This is a genomic window from Haloarcula sp. NS06, assembly GCF_051122755.1.
Classification (GTDB): domain Archaea; phylum Halobacteriota; class Halobacteria; order Halobacteriales; family Haloarculaceae; genus Haloarcula.
On record NZ_CP184842.1, the window covers coordinates 18094 to 38167 of the forward strand.

19 protein-coding genes, 12 tRNA genes and 2 pseudogenes are annotated in these 20074 nt (G+C 58.0%); 11 read left to right on the forward strand and 22 right to left on the reverse strand.

What is annotated here, in order from left to right; all coding sequences use genetic code 11:
* Positions 1-4: 4 nt before the first annotated feature.
* Positions 5-376 (forward strand): zinc ribbon domain-containing protein, encoded by a 372-nt coding sequence (locus ACODNH_RS00980; protein ID WP_434530234.1) that lies wholly within the window; start codon positions 5-7, stop codon positions 374-376.
* On the opposite strand, the gene ACODNH_RS00985 is transcribed toward ACODNH_RS00980, so the two are convergent.
* Together ACODNH_RS00985 and ACODNH_RS00990 are read right to left on the reverse strand one after the other, a co-directional pair.
* Positions 310-1026 carry a helix-turn-helix domain-containing protein gene (locus tag ACODNH_RS00985; RefSeq protein ID WP_434530120.1) on the reverse strand — a complete coding sequence of 239 codons (717 nt, stop codon included), beginning with the start codon at positions 1024-1026 and terminating at the stop codon, positions 310-312. The genes ACODNH_RS00980 and ACODNH_RS00985 overlap by 67 nt on opposite strands.
* 182 nt (positions 1027-1208) lie before the next feature.
* Positions 1209-1505, reverse strand: a complete 297-nt coding sequence (locus tag ACODNH_RS00990) for a hypothetical protein (RefSeq protein ID WP_310916908.1) — start codon at positions 1503-1505, stop codon at positions 1209-1211.
* A 163-nt stretch (positions 1506-1668) separates the two neighbouring features.
* Between ACODNH_RS00990 and ACODNH_RS00995 the strand changes: the two genes are divergently transcribed.
* Positions 1669-2244, forward strand: a complete 576-nt coding sequence (locus ACODNH_RS00995) for a hypothetical protein (protein ID WP_434530121.1) — start codon at positions 1669-1671, stop codon at positions 2242-2244.
* 75 nt (positions 2245-2319) lie between these two features.
* Here ACODNH_RS00995 and ACODNH_RS01000 read toward each other — a convergent pair whose 3' ends face one another.
* On the reverse strand, positions 2320-2940 hold the full coding sequence (locus ACODNH_RS01000; RefSeq protein WP_434530122.1) for a DUF7509 family protein: 621 nt from the start codon (positions 2938-2940) through the stop codon (positions 2320-2322).
* Between the two features lie 97 nt (positions 2941-3037).
* Between ACODNH_RS01000 and ACODNH_RS01005 the strand changes: the two genes are divergently transcribed.
* Complete coding sequence (locus ACODNH_RS01005) at positions 3038-3448, forward strand: ArsR/SmtB family transcription factor (RefSeq protein ID WP_248898442.1); 411 nt, start codon at positions 3038-3040, stop codon at positions 3446-3448.
* Positions 3449-4270: 822 nt separating this feature from the next.
* Here the strand turns inward: ACODNH_RS01005 and ACODNH_RS01010 are convergent.
* Positions 4271-5527: a Cdc6/Cdc18 family protein gene (locus ACODNH_RS01010; RefSeq protein ID WP_434530123.1), complete on the reverse strand. Its 1257-nt coding sequence runs from the start codon at positions 5525-5527 to the stop codon at positions 4271-4273.
* Positions 5528-6330: 803 nt separating this feature from the next.
* Between ACODNH_RS01010 and ACODNH_RS01015 the strand changes: the two genes are divergently transcribed.
* A complete protein-coding gene (locus tag ACODNH_RS01015; RefSeq protein ID WP_434530124.1) occupies positions 6331-6669 on the forward strand; it encodes a DUF6788 family protein in 339 nt (112 codons plus the stop codon).
* 230 nt (positions 6670-6899) lie between these two features.
* Entirely contained in the window at positions 6900-7235 is a 336-nt protein-coding gene (locus ACODNH_RS01020) for a transcriptional regulator (protein WP_434530125.1), read from the forward strand.
* Positions 7236-7455: 220 nt separating this feature from the next.
* On the opposite strand, the gene ACODNH_RS01025 is transcribed toward ACODNH_RS01020, so the two are convergent.
* On the reverse strand, positions 7456-7929 hold the full coding sequence (locus ACODNH_RS01025) for an ArsR family transcriptional regulator (RefSeq protein WP_434530126.1): 474 nt from the start codon (positions 7927-7929) through the stop codon (positions 7456-7458).
* A gap of 163 nt (positions 7930-8092) precedes the next feature.
* On the opposite strand from ACODNH_RS01025, the gene ACODNH_RS01030 reads away from it, so the two are divergent.
* From ACODNH_RS01030 to ACODNH_RS01045, 4 genes and pseudogenes are all read left to right on the forward strand, one after another.
* Positions 8093-9499 carry an ATP-binding protein gene (locus ACODNH_RS01030; RefSeq protein ID WP_434530127.1) on the forward strand — a complete coding sequence of 469 codons (1407 nt, stop codon included), beginning with the start codon at positions 8093-8095 and terminating at the stop codon, positions 9497-9499.
* Positions 9500-9732: 233 nt separating this feature from the next.
* Positions 9733-10077, forward strand: a complete 345-nt coding sequence (locus ACODNH_RS01035; protein WP_434530128.1) for a helix-turn-helix domain-containing protein — start codon at positions 9733-9735, stop codon at positions 10075-10077.
* A 141-nt stretch (positions 10078-10218) separates the two neighbouring features.
* Positions 10219-11086: pseudogene (locus tag ACODNH_RS01040) on the forward strand (ParA family protein).
* Entirely contained in the window at positions 11079-11351 is a 273-nt protein-coding gene (locus ACODNH_RS01045; protein ID WP_434530129.1) for a hypothetical protein, read from the forward strand. Before ACODNH_RS01040 ends, ACODNH_RS01045 begins: the two are co-directional and overlap by 8 nt.
* Before the next feature lie 186 nt (positions 11352-11537).
* Here ACODNH_RS01045 and ACODNH_RS01050 read toward each other — a convergent pair.
* The 17 genes and pseudogenes from ACODNH_RS01050 to ACODNH_RS01130 form a co-directional block, all read right to left on the reverse strand.
* Positions 11538-12488 (reverse strand): annotated as a pseudogene (locus tag ACODNH_RS01050) (MarR family transcriptional regulator).
* Between the two features lie 161 nt (positions 12489-12649).
* Positions 12650-12943, reverse strand: a complete 294-nt coding sequence (locus ACODNH_RS01055) for a hypothetical protein (RefSeq protein WP_434530130.1) — start codon at positions 12941-12943, stop codon at positions 12650-12652.
* A gap of 162 nt (positions 12944-13105) precedes the next feature.
* Positions 13106-14635 carry a TROVE domain-containing protein gene (locus ACODNH_RS01060; RefSeq protein ID WP_434530131.1) on the reverse strand — a complete coding sequence of 510 codons (1530 nt, stop codon included), beginning with the start codon at positions 14633-14635 and terminating at the stop codon, positions 13106-13108.
* Between the two features lie 113 nt (positions 14636-14748).
* A tRNA-Arg gene (locus ACODNH_RS01065) sits at positions 14749-14823 on the reverse strand.
* 425 nt (positions 14824-15248) lie between these two features.
* Positions 15249-15324: transfer RNA gene (locus ACODNH_RS01070), tRNA-Glu, on the reverse strand.
* A gap of 47 nt (positions 15325-15371) precedes the next feature.
* Positions 15372-15776, reverse strand: coding sequence for a hypothetical protein (locus tag ACODNH_RS01075; RefSeq protein WP_434530132.1), 405 nt, complete (start codon positions 15774-15776; stop codon positions 15372-15374).
* Between the two features lie 12 nt (positions 15777-15788).
* Positions 15789-15859, reverse strand: a tRNA-Met gene (locus tag ACODNH_RS01080).
* Positions 15860-15962: 103 nt separating this feature from the next.
* A tRNA-Glu gene (locus ACODNH_RS01085) sits at positions 15963-16035 on the reverse strand.
* Between the two features lie 33 nt (positions 16036-16068).
* Positions 16069-16193: transfer RNA gene (locus ACODNH_RS01090), tRNA-Thr, on the reverse strand.
* Positions 16194-16273: 80 nt separating this feature from the next.
* Positions 16274-16356 (reverse strand) — tRNA-Leu (locus tag ACODNH_RS01095).
* A gap of 42 nt (positions 16357-16398) precedes the next feature.
* A tRNA-Leu gene (locus ACODNH_RS01100) sits at positions 16399-16480 on the reverse strand.
* A 47-nt stretch (positions 16481-16527) separates the two neighbouring features.
* Positions 16528-16613 (reverse strand) — tRNA-Ser (locus ACODNH_RS01105).
* A gap of 226 nt (positions 16614-16839) precedes the next feature.
* Positions 16840-16980 carry a hypothetical protein gene (locus tag ACODNH_RS01110; RefSeq protein ID WP_434530133.1) on the reverse strand — a complete coding sequence of 47 codons (141 nt, stop codon included), beginning with the start codon at positions 16978-16980 and terminating at the stop codon, positions 16840-16842.
* A 2-nt stretch (positions 16981-16982) separates the two neighbouring features.
* Positions 16983-17069: transfer RNA gene (locus tag ACODNH_RS01115), tRNA-Ser, on the reverse strand.
* Positions 17070-17073: 4 nt separating this feature from the next.
* Positions 17074-17146, reverse strand: a tRNA-Pro gene (locus ACODNH_RS01120).
* Positions 17147-17395: 249 nt separating this feature from the next.
* A tRNA-Asp gene (locus ACODNH_RS01125) sits at positions 17396-17469 on the reverse strand.
* Between the two features lie 3 nt (positions 17470-17472).
* A tRNA-Gln gene (locus tag ACODNH_RS01130) sits at positions 17473-17548 on the reverse strand.
* A gap of 914 nt (positions 17549-18462) precedes the next feature.
* Between ACODNH_RS01130 and ACODNH_RS01135 the strand changes: the two genes are divergently transcribed.
* Positions 18463-18894, forward strand: a complete 432-nt coding sequence (locus ACODNH_RS01135; RefSeq protein ID WP_434530134.1) for a hypothetical protein — start codon at positions 18463-18465, stop codon at positions 18892-18894.
* 597 nt (positions 18895-19491) lie between these two features.
* Positions 19492-20073 (forward strand): DUF7342 family protein, encoded by a 582-nt coding sequence (locus ACODNH_RS01140; RefSeq protein ID WP_434530135.1) that lies wholly within the window; start codon positions 19492-19494, stop codon positions 20071-20073.
* Position 20074 lies beyond the last annotated feature (1 nt).

Consider the following 20074-nt stretch of genomic DNA (forward strand, 5'->3'; position numbering starts at 1 on the left):
TTCCGTGAACTGCAAGCGCAAATTGAATACAAGGCCGCCGAGTACGGGATTCGAGTCGACGTCGGTCAACCCTGCGTTTTCTTCTCAAACCTGCTCGAAGTGCGGCCACCAGTCGAACACGAACCGCGACTCGGACGGTTGGTTCGCGTGCAACGAGTGTGGGTACGAGGTGGACGGCGACTACAACGCGGCGAAGAACGTCGGCCTCCGCCTGTTAGCTTTACCATCGGGCAAACGTCCCGATGGGTTGGGCAACGGTCAGCTTGCCCTGAAGTCGGGGACGTTGAACGTGAGCGACACGTCCAGTGTCTACTCCAGCTTGGAGTTTGAACGGGAGTCCACCGACAAGCCCACCACTTCAGCGGTGGGTAGCTGACGGTAGGCAACGTCAAGATCGAGATCCTCGTACATCCGGTCGAGCATCGCCAGCCCCGACTGGAACTGGGCGTAGTTCTCGCGCATATACTCGATCGTCTCGGCTCTTGGGATCACCGGGTACCCTTCGACGTGCTCGATATCGAGTGACGCGCGTGGCTCGAGGACGATCTGCAGCGGTCCGTCCAACTCGTCTCCGGGCTGTCGTTCGAAAGCAGTGGGGAGGTCGAACGACTCGAAAAACGCCTCCCAGGCATCGACGTCCTGCTCACGAACAGCGAGGAACAGCGGATAATCGTCGGGCTCGCGACCGACCTGGTAGCCGCCCTGCGTCCACACGTAGACGGCGTCGATCCGCGTGAACGCGAACGACCAGTCACTGAACTGTGGGATGACGTACGTTTCCTCGACGGAGGGTGGACTGACGCCGGCACTGGCAGCGGCGAGCTCGAGCGCTGCGTCGCGTACGCGCTCGTCGACGACAGCGAGGCCGTCGTCATAGCGGACATAGCCTGCGTCTTCCAGCCGATTGACGGCCTGTCGCACCGTCTCGTACGGCGTGTGGAGGTGTTGGGCGACACGGCGGATAGAGTCACCACTCTCGACGGCGAGGACGATCTGCGCCGCCGTGTCGTCGAGTACCTCGTACATCTGGCAGTTACCAATACTCCGGTAACAGTTAAAATAGCAGTAGACTCGCTATTGTACCAGGCTTATCTTGACTAACACACCGAAGTGGGTCTGTTTGGTAAGAGACGCCCGTGCTGTAGCGAACAGCACAGTCCGATTTTGAGATGTTCAAACCAATCTCAACCACCCAACACAGGTGTGTTTCACCGGCGAGATCCATCCACGGTGGCTACTATGTCGTTTATAAACGTCGTGAGGAGATCAACAGGGTCGCGATCAGCGTCCTCCACCGGCGGCTCCCAGAGTGCGACATCGAACGCCTGGGCGGCCGATGCGTCCCCTTCAGTAGCCGTGACCATAAGAATGGCACTTTGATAGATGACAATCGTCCGGGTGTCGTCGACGTCGAGATACTCGATCCCAGCTGCCTCGAGCGCATTCGGAATATCCACACCCGTATCCAGTCGACAGTGTTGCACCGGCTCATCGTCGTCCGCCATAGCAGTTGCTACTCCCTGTCTGTACAAGTATACCCGGTCCCGTGGCGGCCAGACGAGCGAAGTACACGGTTCTCAGCAAGGTCAATATTCCACAAAGATGTCCACCCATCCGTTCCCGGTCGTAGTCCGAGGAGTTACACAGGTCGGTAGAGAACACACGATTATGGACCAGACACCCGACGCGTTCGCTGCTGCACTGGCTTCGGGTGACACCGATCGTGTGAATCGTACGATCAACGAGATCGAGGACCTGGATCTCGAGGAGCGAGCAGCTCTCTTCGAGGACTGCTTCGAGCGGTGTCGCGAGCTCTACAAGAGTGGTGATGGGTATCAACGTCAGTCTGTCGTTCGCTTTGCGGCCGCGCTGTATCCACGACTTGCGTTCCGAACAGTCGGCACCGAACTCACTGATGAGGCATTACCGGGTGACTGGACACTCGAGGAAATCGAAACCCACCGCCGCCGGCTTCGCGAGTTTTACCTAGAGACTCTCGTCGACAACGATGGACGAGTCCGACGCGCCGCAGCCAAGGCTCTCAAAGAGCTGGCCGTGACGGCAGAGATGATCGGCGCCGATGACGAACTACAGACGATGCTGACGGAGTTAGAGACGCTGGCCGAGGACCACGACAATGAGGCCGTGCAGAAACACATTGACCAGGCGTACGAAAACGTCGCGTTTCACGCGGAGAAGCCGGGATCGCTACTCCCTGATGCCTTTCGAGACGCACTCGAATAAGTCAGGTCGTACCAAATCAATATCGTGGTTGAGGGACCTCTATTTGGTAAGATAGCTTCAAAGATCCATTCGTTTTCACTCCAGCTGATCGAGTTCCCCTCGCCGTTCGCGATGCATGATTCCGCCGGCGAACCGCCGTAGTTTGGCCACGAGTTCGTCCTCAGTCTCGTAGGTTTCAACGCGCAAATCCCACCGGACGGACGCCGACCGGATCATCGCACTCGTCACGTCATCCTCGTGGACGAAAATCAACCGCTCCCCGTGGGTTGCCGCGAGGTTTTCGAGAATACTGCCGGCCTCTTCGCCGACGCCAAAATTGTGGCCAAGAAACGGCACTACGAACGCGGTCGCGTTGCTACACCGGGCGTACTCAATGCTCTGAGTCACCGCATCGACGTCGTCTGTGTCGATGTCGACGTCAAGCGCGAGAAATGCATTCACTCCCGGGTCGGTCCGAAGTTCCCCTTGTACACGTCGCAAGAGTGCCTGTGCCGCGTTGATGTCGTCCTTATTCCTGAAGAGCCGGCGTAACGGTCCAGGAAGATCGTCGATGTCGATCTCGCGACGGTCCTCCTCGCTGAGGACGTAGTTGAGGTTGAACGACTTGTACGGCCCCATCAGATAGAAGAGAAACCGGTCGTATGTCACACGCCCGAGCCGGTCAGCGATCAGCTCGCGCGTGATTTCGACGGGCATATCGGGCCTATTCAGGGAGAGTATATAAATAAAGGTGTTTTTGGGAATTCTCGGCTTGACAACGACTAAGCGTCTCCGACGCATAGCGTGACGTACGATGGCGACGGATCAAACACGGACGGTTGGTGGCGACGCCCCGGACGATCCGGCAGATCTACTCCCCGAGGAGAGCATTCTCAGCCTTGAGGAGTACCTCGATATGCACGCAGCTGTCGGTCACCGCACCCGCTATGAGATCCTCTATCGACTCGTTCACAGCGGCGAGATGAGTCCGAAAGAACTCGAGGACGCACTCGACATCGACGACAGTACACTTCACTACCATCTCAACAAGCTCGTCGACGTCGGCCTCGTCGAGAAACGCCAGCGTACGGAGCGCGGACAGGACGGCCTGTACACGTATTATCGAGCGACCGTCTTCGGCGAGGTGACGCTCACTGACGGCGTCGACGAGTTGATCCGTGGCGAGCAAGCCTTCGAAGAGATGTACGACAGTTCGACCGCTTAGCCGCGATACCGTCGCTACTGTTCACACGCGTTTGATGGACTACCCTCTCAACACGAGGCGTTCCCGAAGCTTATCGGCGACTCGCAGTCTTATCTAACAGTTCGCATCGTTGTGCACCTTCAAATTTGGTAAGATTCTGGGCAATTGAGGTGAGAGACACCCACCACTGTTTCAAGAATTAATTTTGCTGGAAGAACATCACACCCAAAATCGGAGTGAGCGCGTAACTGGAAACTGGAGAGTGATCAACATTCGATTTGGGGTTGAGAAGAGTAACGAATGGTCCCGGGACCCCTCACCACCGTTTCAGCAATTCACCCAGATTAGAGAGTGGATCAAGTACCCATCGGCTAACCAGCGTGTTCTTGTACTGTATCGTGTGTTTGATCTGGAATCGGCCGTGCCCACTATTTCCCACGGGAATTGCTGAAACGGTGGTGGGGGTGTGATCTGTCTATTTCCTTTGGAGCCTCTCGTTCAGCGTCACGCGAATGATCTCCGACAAGACATCCCGGACATCTTATTCGACAGGATTGTCTCGCGGTCTCCATACGTACTGTTTTGAACTGACCAAAATGAGGATTGTACCCTCCGGTGTTTCCGAAGCTTTGCTACCCCTCCACCATTTCCGAAGCTTCCACTATACAGCTCGACTGGTCTTACCAAACTCTTCAGCACTATTGGTTCAACTTGTTTGGTGAGACACTCCTAGCGGTATACGCTCTCACTCTACTATTTTCGGAGTTTTAGGACAAACCCACCCTCCGTCGTTTCCGGAGCTTTCAGGAACTCAGTACCACGTTAGAAATCACGAAACTTGGTTCAGTAGTCGGAGATATCCGACTGGAGGAGGTTGTTATCGTCGGCCGTCGACTCGATGATGTTCGCGAGTTCTTCGAACCGAGTCGTCGACAGGAGAACCTCCAGCACGGCTTTCAGCGGAACGTCGAGTTCGTACTCGTGATACCGCCCAGCCGAAAGCCCCTCATTCCGTTCATAGACGCTGATGAGCCCGAGCATATTCATATCCGAGAGGTGGTCGCGAACACGGCGCTCGCTCACGCTGTCGGCGTCAAGTCGGTCGCAGATCTTCACGTATCGTTCGTAGAGATCGCGAGAGCGGATGGGGACGTCATCGAGCGCCTGGTGGTACGCGAGCGCACAGAGGACGGCGTGTCCCTGTGTCGTGAGTTCCTGCATCCCCTCGTAGAGTTGGTTCTTTTCGAGCTCGTCCTGGGCGTCCCGGACGTGCTCCTCAGTCACGGTGTCAGAATCGGCGGCTTGCGCGAGCTCGCCGGCCTCACGGAGCAGTCGGATCGCCTGTCGGGCCGATCCCGTGTCTTGGGCGGCAAACGCCGCACAGAGCGGGACGACATCTTCGGCGAGGACATCGTCGTGGAACGCTTTCTCGGCACGTGGGTTGAGAATCGAACGTAGCTGATTCGCGTCGTATGGGGGGAAGAGAATCTCTTTTTCGGCGAGTGTGTCCTTGACCTTCGGCGAAAGGTTATCCCGGAACTGGAAGTCGTTGCTGATGCCAACGATCACCGGGCGGACGTCGTCGACGTAACCGTTCGACCGTGCTCGTGGGAGCCCGTAGAGGATGTCGTCGGAGTGGCCGATGTTGTCGATTTCGTCGAGGACGATTACGACGGTACCGCCGAGCGCGTCGAGTTCCTCGTAGAGGATGTCGAAGACGCGTTGCTGAGAGTAGCCGGTGGTGCTGATGCGGTCCTTGTCCTGGCTTTCGCGAAGTTCGTTGACGAGGGCGACGGCGACCTGGTAGGACGAGGAGAGGTTCTCGCAGCTGACCCAGACGGTCGAGAGATCGACGTCGTCGTACTCGGCCGCGTCGTTCTCGAGATGGGACAGCATAAACTTCGTCGCGACGGTCTTCCCCGTTCCCGTCTTGCCGTACAGAAAGATGTTCGACGTCGGGCGGTTGTCAATGATCGGCTGGAGGGCTCGTTGATATTTTTCGAGTTCCTCGTCCCGTTCCCGGATATCCTCGGGCTCATAGGAGTCGTCAAGTGGTTCGGCATCAGCGAACACCTGACGGTCTCGTTGGAACATCCCCATGATAAACCGCCACACGGGACGATATGATAAAACCACCGCTTCCTTAGTTTCCGGAGCGTCCGAAGCTCAGTGAGTTAAAAGGGATAGCCATACCACCGGTTCCGAAGCTCCGTTTCTTTATAATACCCTCTCACTCCACTGTTTCCGAAGCTATCGAAATGACGTGGGGCTTCCATTCAGCAGAGACACTATACAAGACAAAAGAACTAAGACACTTACCGAAAAACAGTAACCGCAATGCCGCAAAAACAACACTCTAGAAAAAGAATATGTTTAGAGTGGAAGGACAGAACTCGTGGAGCGGATCGTCTTCTCGGCAATCTATGCCGTCTCTGTCGTGGCCCCCTTCCTTCTCACGTGGATAGCTCCGGAAATGGTGGAGTGAGGGTTCGCGTTACTGGCCGTCAGCAAAAGCTTCGGAAACGGTGGAGGGTTCGTGGACTCTATCTTCTCTGATTTGTCCTGCGGCTTCTCCCCTCGAGCGTCTCTCAGCTCCGAGTCAGTTCATACTGCGTGGCAGGGAGTGTGAGTCTCCATCGAGGTCAACGACTCCTTGGACGACAGCCGTTACTGTGTACGTCACATCAGCCTTCGGAACGATTGGATCAGCGTCACAACCATTAGCTCCGGAACCGACGGAGGGGTGGCTCAGCCGATGGATCCATCTCTTCCGCTGCTACTAAACTCGTGATAATCACACGATAGCGTTGACGTCAACGGTGTTTACTTCGGAAACGCTGGAGGGTGTCTCCGAATCTTACCAAACATTTATTCCTTAACGGGGCTTAGCGTTTGGTAAGACAATGCCGACACGGGCACCAGCTCCAGAGGGGTTGCCGCAATATCTCGCTGAGGGCGTCCCGAAGCAGGACGACACGGATTTGCGTGCTCTTCAGGACTGGATCGACGATCTCCTCGAGTACCGCCAGGATGTCGCCGCTGAGGATATCGACGCCGGCGAGGGTGAATCGATCGAAGCTGTCGAAGAATCGAGTAGTGGGACCGTGGTGATCAAGAAGGTCAGCTGTGGCAAGGACAACTGCAAATGCCAATCCGGGGCACTGCATGGCCCCTACCAGTACGTCGTTCGTCGGCAGGGGGACAGTCTCGATTGGGAGTACAAAGGGCCGGTCACGGAGTGACCGTCTCTTTTTGGCTTGGTCTATACCAATTCGGTGCTCGCCAAAGTAGTTAACATTCAGGCAGTCATAGCTCCGCGTGAATCAACGGTCAGCCTATGATTCCGAACGCCTACTATGCCATCTGATCCCTCGAACTCGGATACGCCACGGACGATCTCCGATCTGAGAACAGCACCGTTGAAACTCAGCGCCAGCGTCTCAACACCGTCACTCAGGAGACCCGCTTCGTTTTGATTCAGAATATCCTGTCCCATCCGAAGCAGTTACCGTCGCTCAAGGAACTCACCTACGTGAACCCCAGCAAGAGCCAGAGTACGATCCGGGAGCATCTCGAGATCTTGATCGAGGAAGATATCGTCGAAGAGCGGGTGCTTCCCGACGACCGTCGACAGCGTGATCTTCCCTGGCGCTTCTACGGGCTGACCGAGGAGGGACGAGCGTTGCTGTCGGAGGCGGGCCTCTTGCGAGCCGAAGCGACGTTGCAGGATATGTATACGCGGCTGGACACTACGCCCGAGATCGATAAGTATGCACAAGCGCCACGTCCGGGACACGCAACCGAGTAAGCTGAGAAACGAGTCAGACGCTGAGCTTGGCTACTGGGCTCTCCTTGTTCGTTTCGTCCTACGACGACAATCTGGTAACGAACGCTCTCGACTCTCCTCGTTTGGAAGTCTCCTCCAATTAATCCGCCTGTATAGGCCCTCCTATAGACAATTCTATAGGAAACCTATAGGACACCATTTAGGGATTCTACCTCGGATAGCGCGTTATCTTGTCGGCAAGTTATCGACCCGTACCGACGTCGACGTCGTCGAGATCTGGCTCGTCAATCTCGAGTGCTGCCGCAACAGCCGGCGGCAGGTCCGGACGTGGCGCCGCTTCGTGGCGCTGGATCTTCTCCGTTTTCCGGGTGTTCTCATAGAGGGCTCGAGCAACTGGAACCCCTCGGAGGTATTTGTAGTCGTGAAGGATCTCGACACCACGCTCCGTGAACCCATAGAACTGCGCTGGAAGTCCCCGAGTTTCCTTGTTCGGCTCGAATATGTACTGTGCGAGGATGTCTTCGTCGCGTAGCGTGTCGAGGTGGTTTCTGATTGTCACACGGTTCTTCCCCGTCATGTACTCGAGTTCCGCGAGGGACATGAGGTGGGCAGGGTGGCCGAGGAGTTCTTGGACGATGAGCTGTCGGGTGTCCTGTGAGAGAAGCTCAAATAACCGCTGTTGCTCTGCGAAGGGATCCGCGTCCCCGGTGTCCATAGGTAAATGAACGAGGAATTAGCATAATAATTCTCTGTCTGTAAGAGGATGATCGACGACTGTCTTCGCTCTAACTTAGAGCCCAGAAGATTATTGCCCAGACTATTATAGTTCTACCTCTGAACCTCGAAACACGTATGTATCCCCCGCCACGACGAGGAGTATGGACCAGTTCGTCAATCGTCTCGATGAACTCGATCGGTTGCAGGCCCTCTACGAGAGCGACGTTGCAGAACTCGCCATTATCTACGGGCGCCGGCAGATCGGCAAGAGCGAACTCGTCCGCCAATCGATTGCCGACCGCGACGATGCCGTATACTATCAGGCAGTTCAGGGAACGGCGACGACACAGCTCAGGCGATTTGTCGAGGCAGCAGCAACGACCTATCCAGACATCACGGCCGTCAAAGAGGAATGGGAACCGCTCTTAACGTACCTCACCGACAGAGACGCCATCATCGTCATCGACGAATTTCCGTACCTCATCGAATCGAATGAGGGGCTTCCATCGGTGATTCAACACCTGTGGGATACCGCTGTCGACGAGAGTCAGGCGACGCTCGTACTCACAGGCTCTGCGATCGGTATGATTCATACCCACGTCCTCGATGGCGGTGCGCCACTCTACGGCCGGGTATCTCAGACACCGAATGGCCGTCTCGAACTCGCCCAGCTGCCGTTTCGCTCCATCCAAGAGTTCGTGCCGACGTACGATCCCGAAGAACGGGTGTTCGTTTATGGCGTCTTCGGCGGTACACCCCGATATCTCAGCCCACTCGATCCATCAGAGAACCTCGGAGAGAACATCACGCGGCTGCTGTGCGACCCGGATGGCCCACTCCACGATGAGCCTGAAACCGTCCTCCAGATGGAACTCAACGAGGTGAACACGTACTTTTCGGTACTGGAATCGATGGCCAGCGGGAACCGCAGTCGAAACGAGATCGCCCAGGGAGCCGGCATCGAGAGTACCAACACGTCGTACTACTTTGATCGGCTGGAAACGCTCCAGATCATCGAGAAACACCATCCAGCACTCGCCGACCCGGCACGCAGCAAGCGGACGCGATACCAGATTCGGGATCCAGTATTCCGGTTTTACTTCCGGTATCTCTACGGCCGCGGGGGGCAGTACGAACTCTACGGCGAGAACGCCTACGCGGATCTTATCGAACCGGAATTGCCCGACTTCGTCAGCGAAACGTTCGAATCGCTCTGTCACCAAGCGGTGCCGGCGCTCTATGCAGACTACCAGCTCACACAGGTGCCACGCCAGTGGTGGTACAAGGGCCGGGAGGTGGATGTCGTCGCCCCAACTGATGAGTCAACGCTCATCGCTGGCGAAGCGAAATTCACCAGCACCCCCCTCAGCTATGACGTGCTTTCGAATCTCGAAGACGACGTGGAGCACATCGACTGGACCCCCTCTGGAGGTGATGAGCCGACATATGAATTCGCCTTGTTCAGTCGTTCTGGTTTCAAACGCTCCGTTGAGGAAGCTGCAGACGAGCGTGATGACCTCCGTCTCTTCGATCTCTCCGATATTGTTGCCATTCTCGAGAATGACTGACGCAAATCTGGAATCGACACGGCACGTCATTCCGGCTGCCCTCGAGTTCTAATTTGAAGATATTGGCTGGCCAGGCGGGGTGTTCGTCGAGCCGTCCTTCAAGAGTGTTTGCCACGCACTGTGGTTGTTGCTCCCGTTTCGGTGGACTACTTGACGGCCCGCTCACAAGAGTGTGTTAATGCGCATTAACGTCCGGGACAACAGGTATGTGTTATCACCGGTAAACCAGCAGTATGAGCGAGTCATCTCAGAAACATCCAGCAGCGGAGAAGGACACCAAGGAGGCCCGCCTGGAGAATCCGAGCGGTGTCTTGTATCTCTTTCAGCACGAGAGTGTCCCAATCCTCATCGACGCCATTCTCACGCTCCCCTCGGGCCGAGAGTTCACCAAGACGGAGCTCGCGGATTATGCTGGCGTTACCCGGCAGACAGTGAGTAAGTACATCGACCTTCTGGTAGAAACCGAGATCGTCGAGGAAGTGGCGAACTCGTCACCCTGCCGGTATCAGGTCGCCAAGAGCGATGCCGTTCAGGAACTTTTCGAGCTGAACAGTGCGCTGAACGCAGCCGGTGAGTGAGGAGACGCTACCGTTCCACTGAGCTGCGCAAGAACTGCTTTATATTGTCTATAGGTAATCCTATAGTCTGAATAGGGCCGATGTCTGACGTGGTTTTAAGACTACAGGCTTCTCTATAGGAGACACTATAGGCGTACTACGATGAGCGAGACACTACGCGCCGCCGCGTTCCTCGACAAAGGCGGCACCGGGAAGACGACGACCGTCGCCCACCTCGGCGTCGCCCTCGAGGAGCTCGGGCACGAGGTCCTGCTTATCGACCTCGCCGGGAAGCAGGGCGATCTCGCGAAGCATTTCGGCGTCTGGGGCGATTACCAGGCGCGGATCGAGGCCGACGAGGCATGGCCGAACATCAGCACGGTCTTCGACGACGCGTGGGGGACGATCGCCGAGAAGCTCGGCGACGACACTCTGGCTGATCTCGTTGTCTCCACTGACGAAGGACCCGATCTGATCCCGGCACATCCCGGACTCGACACCCTTGACGCTGAACTCGGGAACATCGACGATGCGCGTGAGCGCTACAGTCGTCTCGAACAGTTCCTCGACGAGTACGTCGACCCACTCGGCTATGACGTCGTCCTGGTCGACCTCCCGGGGATGACGAACAACGTCGCGTACAACGGACTGTGGGCCGCCCGCCACGTCATCACGCCCGTCGAGATGGGGCCTGTTCGAGGCCGAGCAGGCCGATGCCCTCCGTCGCGACCTCGGGAAGATCGCCGACAATTTCGCCGTCGACATCGAGCTCGCGCTCGTACTTCCGAACAAGGTCGATACCCGAACAAATCTCGCCGAGGAGTACTTGGACGCGTTTGAGTCGGAGTATCCGGACGCTATCGCGCCCGACTACGTCCCGTATTCACAAGACATTCGAAACGCTGCGGACCGCGGCCAGACTGCGTTTGCGCTCGAAGAGCCGTCGACGACAGCACGCCGGGCCCGTGAGGCGTATCTCGCTGCCGCTGAAACGCTTGTCGAACGGCTCGGAGGTGAACACCATGGCTGAGGACGACGACGATCTTGCGGCCCTTCGCGAACAGACGTCCCACGGTGACCGAATCGAAGAGGCGGCTGCCGAAGACGCAAAGCGTGATCTCGTCGAGGACATCCTTGATGAGTTGGAGGCCATCGACGCCGGCGACAAACAGAAGACCATCAGCGTGTGGGACGGGCCTCTTGCGGCGTTCATTCGTGCGCTGGAGGAAAATCCTGACCGCTTGGAGGAAGTCGGCCACGCGCTTCAGCGGCAGCTGGTATATCGAGGAGGGTGACGTTGACCGGAGTGAAATCCTCCGCCTTGCCCTCCGCCTTGGATTCCAGGAAGCTGCTCCCAAGGAGTTCGAAGCGGTTCGCGAAGCGGCCCGGAAACAGGCGACAAAGGGCTCGAGAGTTCCCTATAGTTTTAGCAATAGCTACTCCTATAGGACAAACTCTGGATCTACCGCTAAGGTCACTACCTAGGCCACTCCGTACTGCTCTTTGAGTGCTTCGTACTCCGTTCGACTCGGCAAATAAATTCCATCTGCGGCTGGTGGCTCGTTTTCACCAGCTAAGTACCGATACATCTCTGAGATAGTATCCGCTAACCCGTACCACGCTGCGACGTCCATCAGCTCCTGTTGGGCGATTGCTTCTGCTTCGATCAGTAGGAGGGAGTAACTCACTCGTCGCGATCCGATGTCGAGGACAAGGGTATGGCAGACGATTTCGGCCGGCGTCAGCGTCTCTTCTGGGGCATACCAGAACGCGGGCTCTCCAGCGAGGAAGAACTGTAACCCGAACTGCTCGAACCGGGCCAGGCCTGTTACTTCCCACTCTTCGGCCGCGTAGAGCGATTCCGTATCGTGCCGTTCCTGGACACGAATGAGCGCTCGGTGAGGGTCACACCATTCGACCGTGGTGCTGGGGCGAGGTCTCGAGCGCGATTCAGGTGATCATGAACCACGACTGCCTGGATGAATTCCAATAGTGGTTGAATGCTGTCACTGAGTGCGTATTCCGGGCCAGCTGGGGACAACAGCGCTCGGTTCTTCAGCGGCGATAACGCCTTGTGGACGCTTTGTCGAGAGATCTCCAGCCGGTCCGCAATTGATGTGATACGGCGTGGTTCATCGAGATACCAACAGACGCGCATCGTCGCAGGGGTGAGTAGCTCCGGCCAGTCGACGTGACTGAACTCCGCTGTAAGCTTCCGATATTGCTCGATAACGGGGTGCTCTGTGATCTGGACCACTCGCTTGTTGTGATGTCGGCGCGTTTCAACGAAGGAGCCCGGTATCGATCAGCTCGTCGAGGAGGTGGTAGATGTGGTCGCGTGTATACCCTGTGTCTGTTGCGAGCTCTTCAGGAGTCGCTTCACGGCCTGTGATGAGTGCGTCGACGATCGTGAGTTCGCCCTTCGAGAGCACTGTGAAACAATATCCACTGTACACTTATAAGTGATACAGGATATCAGTTTACAAAATTGAGCCATAATTGGCCTTTAGGTATACCTATATGGATTCCTATAGCTTGTCACATTCCCTACTAAACACAGGCTAGAAGTTGAGAAGGGACTCTGCCGACGGACTCATTTGGCCCACTGGATTGACTCCAGGCCGGAGACCTCGGCAAGTCGGTCGCTGATCTCTTCATCCGTCATCGTCGCCGTCCAGTGAAGCGTGATTTTGACCGTGATGATCGTGGCCGAAAGCTTCGGATCGATACTGTGGAGCTCGTCAATCGTGACCGCATTCACGTCTTCCACCCGTGAGAGGCGCTCCTCGGCATCGGTGACGAGATCACCGTCTGCGCCGCAGGGAACGCGGATCGTCACGACAGCAGTTGTCGTCGAAGCTGAGTCGTTGGTATTGGTTACAGCCATTCTGATCATCTCCGTAGAGGAGCACCTCACGGGCTGATTGGTCCACGAGCTGTACTCCGAGTGCGCGAGGGACGATTCGAACGTCCGTCTCGGTCGTGGCACGACCGTGTGTTTCCGAACTCCACCACTCGCGCATCCTCAAAACAAAAAATACGGACAGGGTTAGGTCGGCTCGAACGCCTCGATCTCATCGATGATCTGCTTCGGCTTCTCGGCGTGTTCGATGAACGAGAGGACGTTCTCCGACCATCCCGAGATGTTGTAGACGTTCTCGTAGCCTTCTGGCGTCACCAGGTCGCCGTAGGCCGCGAGATCGACGAGATACAGCGCGGTGTCCGTAGACACTTCGTCCCGATACGCATCGAACGCGTCCTTGACCGTCTGGGAATCGCGGGCCGTGAACGGCGTGTTGTCCCAGATCTGCATATCGGTGAAGACGACGATGCGTTCGACGGGCTCACCTCGCTCGCGGAGGTAATCGATTGTCTTCCAGCCGTTCGTCGAGTTCCCGACGTCCTCGTCGATCGCCAACACCGCCGCTTGGCGCTGCAGGACTGGCGTGTCGACGTGCATCGGAACGGTCTGGAAGTCGTCGCCGAACCCGCCGACGTCAGCACCCTGGTCGGCCAGGATCGCACCGAACAACGCACCGATCTCCTTCAGTCGGAGCGTGCTGTTCGCGGACAGCCGCTGATCCATCGATCCCGACAGGTCGACCGCGACAAAGGTATCGCCGAATCCGCCAGGTACCGTCTCGACCGCGACATCAATTGCGTCTTCGAGCCACTGCTCGACCGCCGGTGCCTGGACATCCGCGTCTTGCAGCGCGGTGTAGGCCTGGTAGTACCGGAACGGGTACAGCGGCGCGTGTCGGACGGCCTCCAGGTCGAGGTGATCCACGACGGTGTCCTCCGGAACGCCGGCTTCGAGCATGTTCCGGAGGTTCCGGATCGACGCGAAGATGGGCAGCGTGTACTCGTCATCCTCGATGAGCAGTTCCCAGGCGGCTTGGGTGTTGCCGCGCTCGGAGATGACCGTCTCCCACGTATTCGGCGCCGGCAACGGGTCGACGTCGGGATAGTCGTCGAGGCCGCCACGCATGAACCGCTCGAAGAGCGCTTCCTGCTCGGCGTCGACGGGCGAGGGGTGGACGCGGTTGAAGACGTCGTGCAGCGTCACCTCGCGCCGCGACAGGTCGTACTTGCCCAGCGTGTAGGCGTCGGCCATCTCCACCAGCGCGTCTTCGATCCCGCGTCGAAGCGGCCACGGCGCAGTCCCGCCGAACAGCTGATCGTGGACCGCGAGCGCGGTGGCCGTCTCGTCCATCCGCTGGATGATCGCCGGCGCCCATTCGCGGATGAGCGACTCGGGGGAGTCGTCCTTGAATCGGTCGTCGTTGGCCGCCAGTACGAGTAGCACTTGTGGGATGTCCCGCAAGTAGAGCTCCTGGCGCGCATAGGCCGCGAGCTTCAGGACGAACTCCGGGTTGTCGTTTGCGGCGGCATCGAACTGGCGAACGACAGCAGCGAGCTGTTCGTCATCGGTCTCGTAGAACGAGCCCTCCAGCAGTTGGTTGATTGTGCGCTTGTACAGTGCGAGTCGGGGGTCGGCAGGCTCGAACGCTTCCCCACCTTCGTAGTTGGTGGTCCGCGTTGCCTCCGCGACCGTTTGCTTTGGCGTGTTGAATTCCATCCTATCACCCGGAGCCGCAACAGGCGACTCCGATCGCAGCTGCCCACACGCTCTGTGAGCAACGAGTCTCGGGAGAGAAACTCCCCGAACCAGCCTCGCATCGCTCGGCTGGACGTTCCCGGCACGATTCGAACGTGCGACACCCGGCTTCGAAGGCCGGTGCTTTGTCCTGACTGAGCTACGGGAACACGAGTGGCCGGACAATTTCTGGAGCGAACGACGGGATTCGAACCCGTAATGTGCCATCGACGTAGCGCTCCAGATCGACGGCCACTGGCGACACGGCGACCGGAAAACTGTCGGAGCGGAACCGGTGTCGAGCGTCCTCTCGTACGCTCTTTGTCCGGGATGTTCTCGATGGACTGCGCCACCGACAGGATTTGAACCTGCGAGTACCTGGCGAAGCAACGCTCCGACTCGACGGTCGCCACGTGCGGTCGGGCAACCGGTGGTGCGACGGGCTATGACTCCCGTTGGTGTGCTTTGCGGGCGAAGAAACGCACCACCTCGACGACCACACGCTTGGGGAAAGCCGACCGTGACAGCGTCACGGATCCGTGGCTGCCCGCTATGTCAGCCACGGAAAAACGCTGTCAGGGCCAGCCTCCCCGAGTGCTCCCGAGGGGAATCGAACCCCCGACCTCCACCTTGAAAGGGTGGCGTCTCTCGCCAACGGAGACTCCGGGAGCGCGGTAGGGAAGAAATCAAGCGCTGAGGTGCGGCGGACACCCACGGATTATCGCAGGCGCTCGAAGCCCTCGAGTTGGCCGTGCGTGAACGTTACTTGATACGTGACGAGTGTATCGAGACCCTCGAAGGAGTGTTTAAGCTTGAAGCGGCCGTGGTAGTCGTCTCGTTCGATCCAGCCGTCGTGGACTCGGTTCCGACTGCCGGCCATGTAGCGAAAATCATCCTCGTCGACGTCGTCACGGCTCGCGTATGGCCGGTCTTCCGGCGGGACCGCTTCGGTGTGCCACTCCTCTTCGAGGAGCCGACCGTCCGCCGTAATCCGAAATGTGGTCATGGTCGGTCGATCGATGCCTTTCGTCTGCCAGTCGACGTCCTCGGCAGGAGTAATCCCGTCGGGGTACTCTGGCAGGTGGACGTCGTCGTAGAGTTCGACTGTATCGAATAGTCCCATTGTTGTCCTCCATTGCGGGACCAGGAGTCGAACCTGGGCCTTGGGGATATGAACCCCGTGGACTGCCATTATCCTATCCCGCAGCACACAATTCGGAACTCACTCATGGACATCTCTCAGTTCTCCACAGCTGTCTGTCCCTCAGTCCCGTCGGCTGGAAGTGAGAGGTCTCGGACTGTTGGAGAATGCTCCAGCCCGGATTCGAACCGGGGGCTCGGCCGTGAGAGGGCCGTGAGTTTGGCCGCTACTCCACTGGAGCGGGTTGGCCTCTCCTTGAAAGGGTCATCGCCAGTGGGACGGGCAGGATTCGAACCTGCGTGTTCTCATTACAGGTGAGACGAAGGAACTCTCACCATCGCACCGGTTCTCCGGTGAAAACTCGGCGAGAGCGTGAATGCCAGGCTCTTCCACCGTCCCGCAGTCTCCCCGGCACGACTCGAACGTGCGTCTCCTCCTCTACAGGGAGGCATCGTAGCCGTTAGACCACAGGGAGAAAATGTCGCCGCGAGGATTCGAACCTCGGAAGGACCTACGCCAGCGGGTCTGAGCCGCTTCTCGTTGACCACTTGAGTACGGCGACGGAACGGTGAAGCGAGAATTGTCTCCCGGCACGGTGGCCGGATGCCGCCACCAGGATTCGAACCTGGGAAGGACTAACCACACGGGTCTCGACCGTGTCCGTTCGACCACTCTGGCATGGCGGCGCAATTCGAGAATCGCCAGCGACTCTGCGAATCACTTCGGTACGCAGCGGCGGGAGAGCGATTTGAACACTCGTGTCCTTGCGGACGCTGCGGTTCCAACGCAGTCCCTTGACCAAGCTAGGGAAACCCCGCCAACAGTGAGATGGAGAGTCGAACTCCGAAGCCTCGCGGCTCTCGGTTTCAAACCGAGCGCGGTCGCCTATCCGCATGTCTCACCATCTCCGTCGGAACTTGCTCCGATGAGCCCGCCTCGCGTTTCTCACCGGGACACCGGAAGACGCGCCTTACTCAGCTTCTGACCCTCGCTACCGAGGCGAATGTGCTCATCAGCACCCAGCCACGGCAGGGATGGATGGCGGTCACCTCGTTCCGTGGAAGTATGCGCCGTCCTCGGTGACACAGATTTCCACGCTTCCAATCGTGTCGATAGACGTTGTTTCACCGAGCAGGACGTGACGGAACGCTTCCTCCTCGCAGGCGGGGCAGACATTCGTTGTCATGACGCCGCGACCCGGATTCGAACCGGGAGACCGATAGCAGACGGCCACGGCGTAGCAGGCCGCTGGGTTCCCCACTACCCAGTCGCGGCACAGTGAGCCGACGAGGATTCGAACCTCGGTCCTGTGCGCCCAAGGCACGGATCGTCGTCCGCTGGACCATCGGCTCACTGGACTGCCGAGCGTTCGGCAGTTGATTATCTATCTGTACGACTTTCCAACTGCGCAACCGCGACCGAGTAGTCGTGGTTGCGCGTCTCATCGCGGGGGCGTACTTCGGGTGTTCCCGGGAATACCACACCGGCTCATGTAGGTTGCAGACCTTGCTGGGCCCAGCATCGTCGGAACGATCCAGCTGATCGCACCAACGGGCTGCCTACCTCGATGGGTATCCCCACGTGGCCACGCCACGCATCCACGCCGACGCCGGGATTTGAACCCGGATCACGGCCGTGACAGGACCGTATGCTCGCCGGATTACACCACGTCGGCATGTCGCCCCGGCCGGAATCGAACCGGCGACCTCCGGATTCAAAGTCCGGCGTCCCTCGCCAGCGGAGACTCCGGGGCTCGACGTAGCCGCAGCTCTCGCTGTGGGGCTGTTGGCTAACGAGTTCCGTACGCTCAGCGCGGACGGAGTCCGCTCGCTCCTGTATCGGGACGAACGGAAACCAAGCAGCCGCGAGCCTGGCATCCCGCACTCGCATCAGGCTGTGTCCTGAGCGAGTACTGGGCACAGGCAGGCGGCAATCCCGTGTTCCCCGACCCGTGACGGGTAGTCCGTATGGGGGCCGAGTTATGCGGGTGAGAGTGTCCGGCCGTCGCCGGATTGCGTCGAACTCTCGTATTCGAAGTCGACGTGGATCCGGCGGTTTGCGCCCGGGCTCTTCGCACGCTGATCTTGTAGGCACTCGCCGAACACGGGACCCGCGGCTAAGCGAGAACGAGCACGCCGCGGGGTGAGGCGAGTGATGATCATCGTGTTGAACTCTCTCGATTTGAGGGGTGTATCGGGCGTCAGCCTGGAATATCGTGGCAATTGTATTAAAATTAGTCAGGGTGTGTTACCCACAGGCACGGCAGTCACACTTCAGCAAGCGGTTGCGCACGACGTTCATTACTCTAGCATCGGCTGTCGTCGATAGCCGGACGCTGGCCGGTGTTCTCGGTTGGACCCACAGAAACTATTTACACCAACCTGCTCTCTGTGGCGATAGATGAGTGGCCGATCGCCGGTCCGGTGCTAGCCGGGAGCCCAGTCACACGGCGTGACTGACGGTTCTCGGTTAGATACCAATGACCGAGAATGCCGACTCAAACGAATCTCAGAAGCCAGGGAGTGCAAACAGCGGGTGTTCCAACCACACCGAACAGCGATCATCCACTGGATGCCAGGGTAGTGGTGCTTCCCCGCCGTGCGATGCGTGTGACACCACCCAATCCGACAAACTCCACGAAATCTCCCTTGGTGAACGGGCGTATGATGTGTGTGGAGATTGCCTCCAGCTCCTCGTTGACGACGTCGAGGAGTACCACTGGTGGGACCGCCTGACTGAAGCGCACTACAATCGCGCTGCGGAGTTTCTCCGCTCCCTTGATGCAGTCTGGTGCGTCAAAGATCAGGCGTACGCTGGCGGGGAACTGTGGGTCCACACGCCCTATTGCGATGCTGCAGTCGTCAGAGATGTGTGTGACCACTTTGGGTTCCAGATTCGCTGGTTTAGCGTTGTATACCCCGTTGACGATGGCTTCGAGTGCGTCTCCGAGCACGGGCCCTGTATCGAGATCAACCTCACGTTCACGGGCCACCGTTCGGATCCACTCCCGCTTGAATACGACATTCAGTATGATGTGACCCACCACGAGATCGAGTGGCTTGACGACCATCATCGCCTGTTCGATTCGATCCTCGATTGACGCGCTAACTGTCGTCTCAGCGCCCCGGGAGATGCAGTAGGTGAGGACGCCCTTCTCAATGCATATGGCCCGCTCTGATCAGGTCCAAAATATAGAGTTGGTCAATCGGCTTGTTGATTATCTCGAAGACTTCGCTCGCCCGATAGCTCTGTAGGAGCACCCGAATTCGCCTCCTGTTCGCTCGATTATCTCGTTCCGGATGGGCAGGAGTTGAGTGCTCTGATAGAGTTAGACACAGAATCGCCGGAGATTCGACCAAAATCGGCCCACCCTCCGAAACTGTGAACTCCGTGAAGCCGCGAAAATATATATCGAAATGTGGTTTACAAATTGGTCAATATCCGCTATTACGGTGTATGAGGTCCCTAAAACCCATATTCTATCAATACTACTGCGATACTCACTGTTTATGATTATACCAGTAATCACGACCACTTTGAAGTGCCCCGACGCTGTCTGGTAAGCACGAATGCTGCAATCGCCTCAGGACGTCGCTTCCCCCAGGGTAGAGTCGCCAAGACAGAGGTTCGGGATTTCGATGAGTTTCCTCAGCTGAGCTCGAGACGATACCGAAGAAAAGAATTCGATATAGGACTAATGGCCTCAATCTATATTAAGACGCAGCTCGAACGATGTTGTATGACCGAAGACGGGTCGAACTCTGAGAGCCTGATGGAACGCCAGACCACGGGTGAAGACCGAGTTCGGATGACCGCCCGGCAGCTGTCGGAGCCGCGGACGGCAAACTGGATCGCCTCCGAAGCGGGCTGGTCACACGAACCAACCAAGCGCGTCCTCGACCGGCTCGTCGACGACGGTATTCTCCATCGTGACGAGAGCGGCACCCACACGACGTACCACCCGGATTATCGTCGTCAGGCGATGCAGGAGGCGATGCGTCTTCGAGACAGCGGGCACACTGTCGAGGAACTCACGGACCGACTCGCCGAGATGAAGACGCAGCTCCGCGACTGGGAGGACGAATTCGGCGTTGAGTCTCCGAACCAACTCCGCGGAACGCTCGCTGACGAGTCCTCAGACGCTGAGGGGGAAGACCGTCGCCGTGAGATTGCCCGTGAGTGGGAGCACCTTCAGCGACGTCTCCAGATCGTTGGTTTCGCCATCCGCGAATGGGACTTCCTCGGTCCGACGACAGAACCTGCTGAGGCTAACAGCTAAC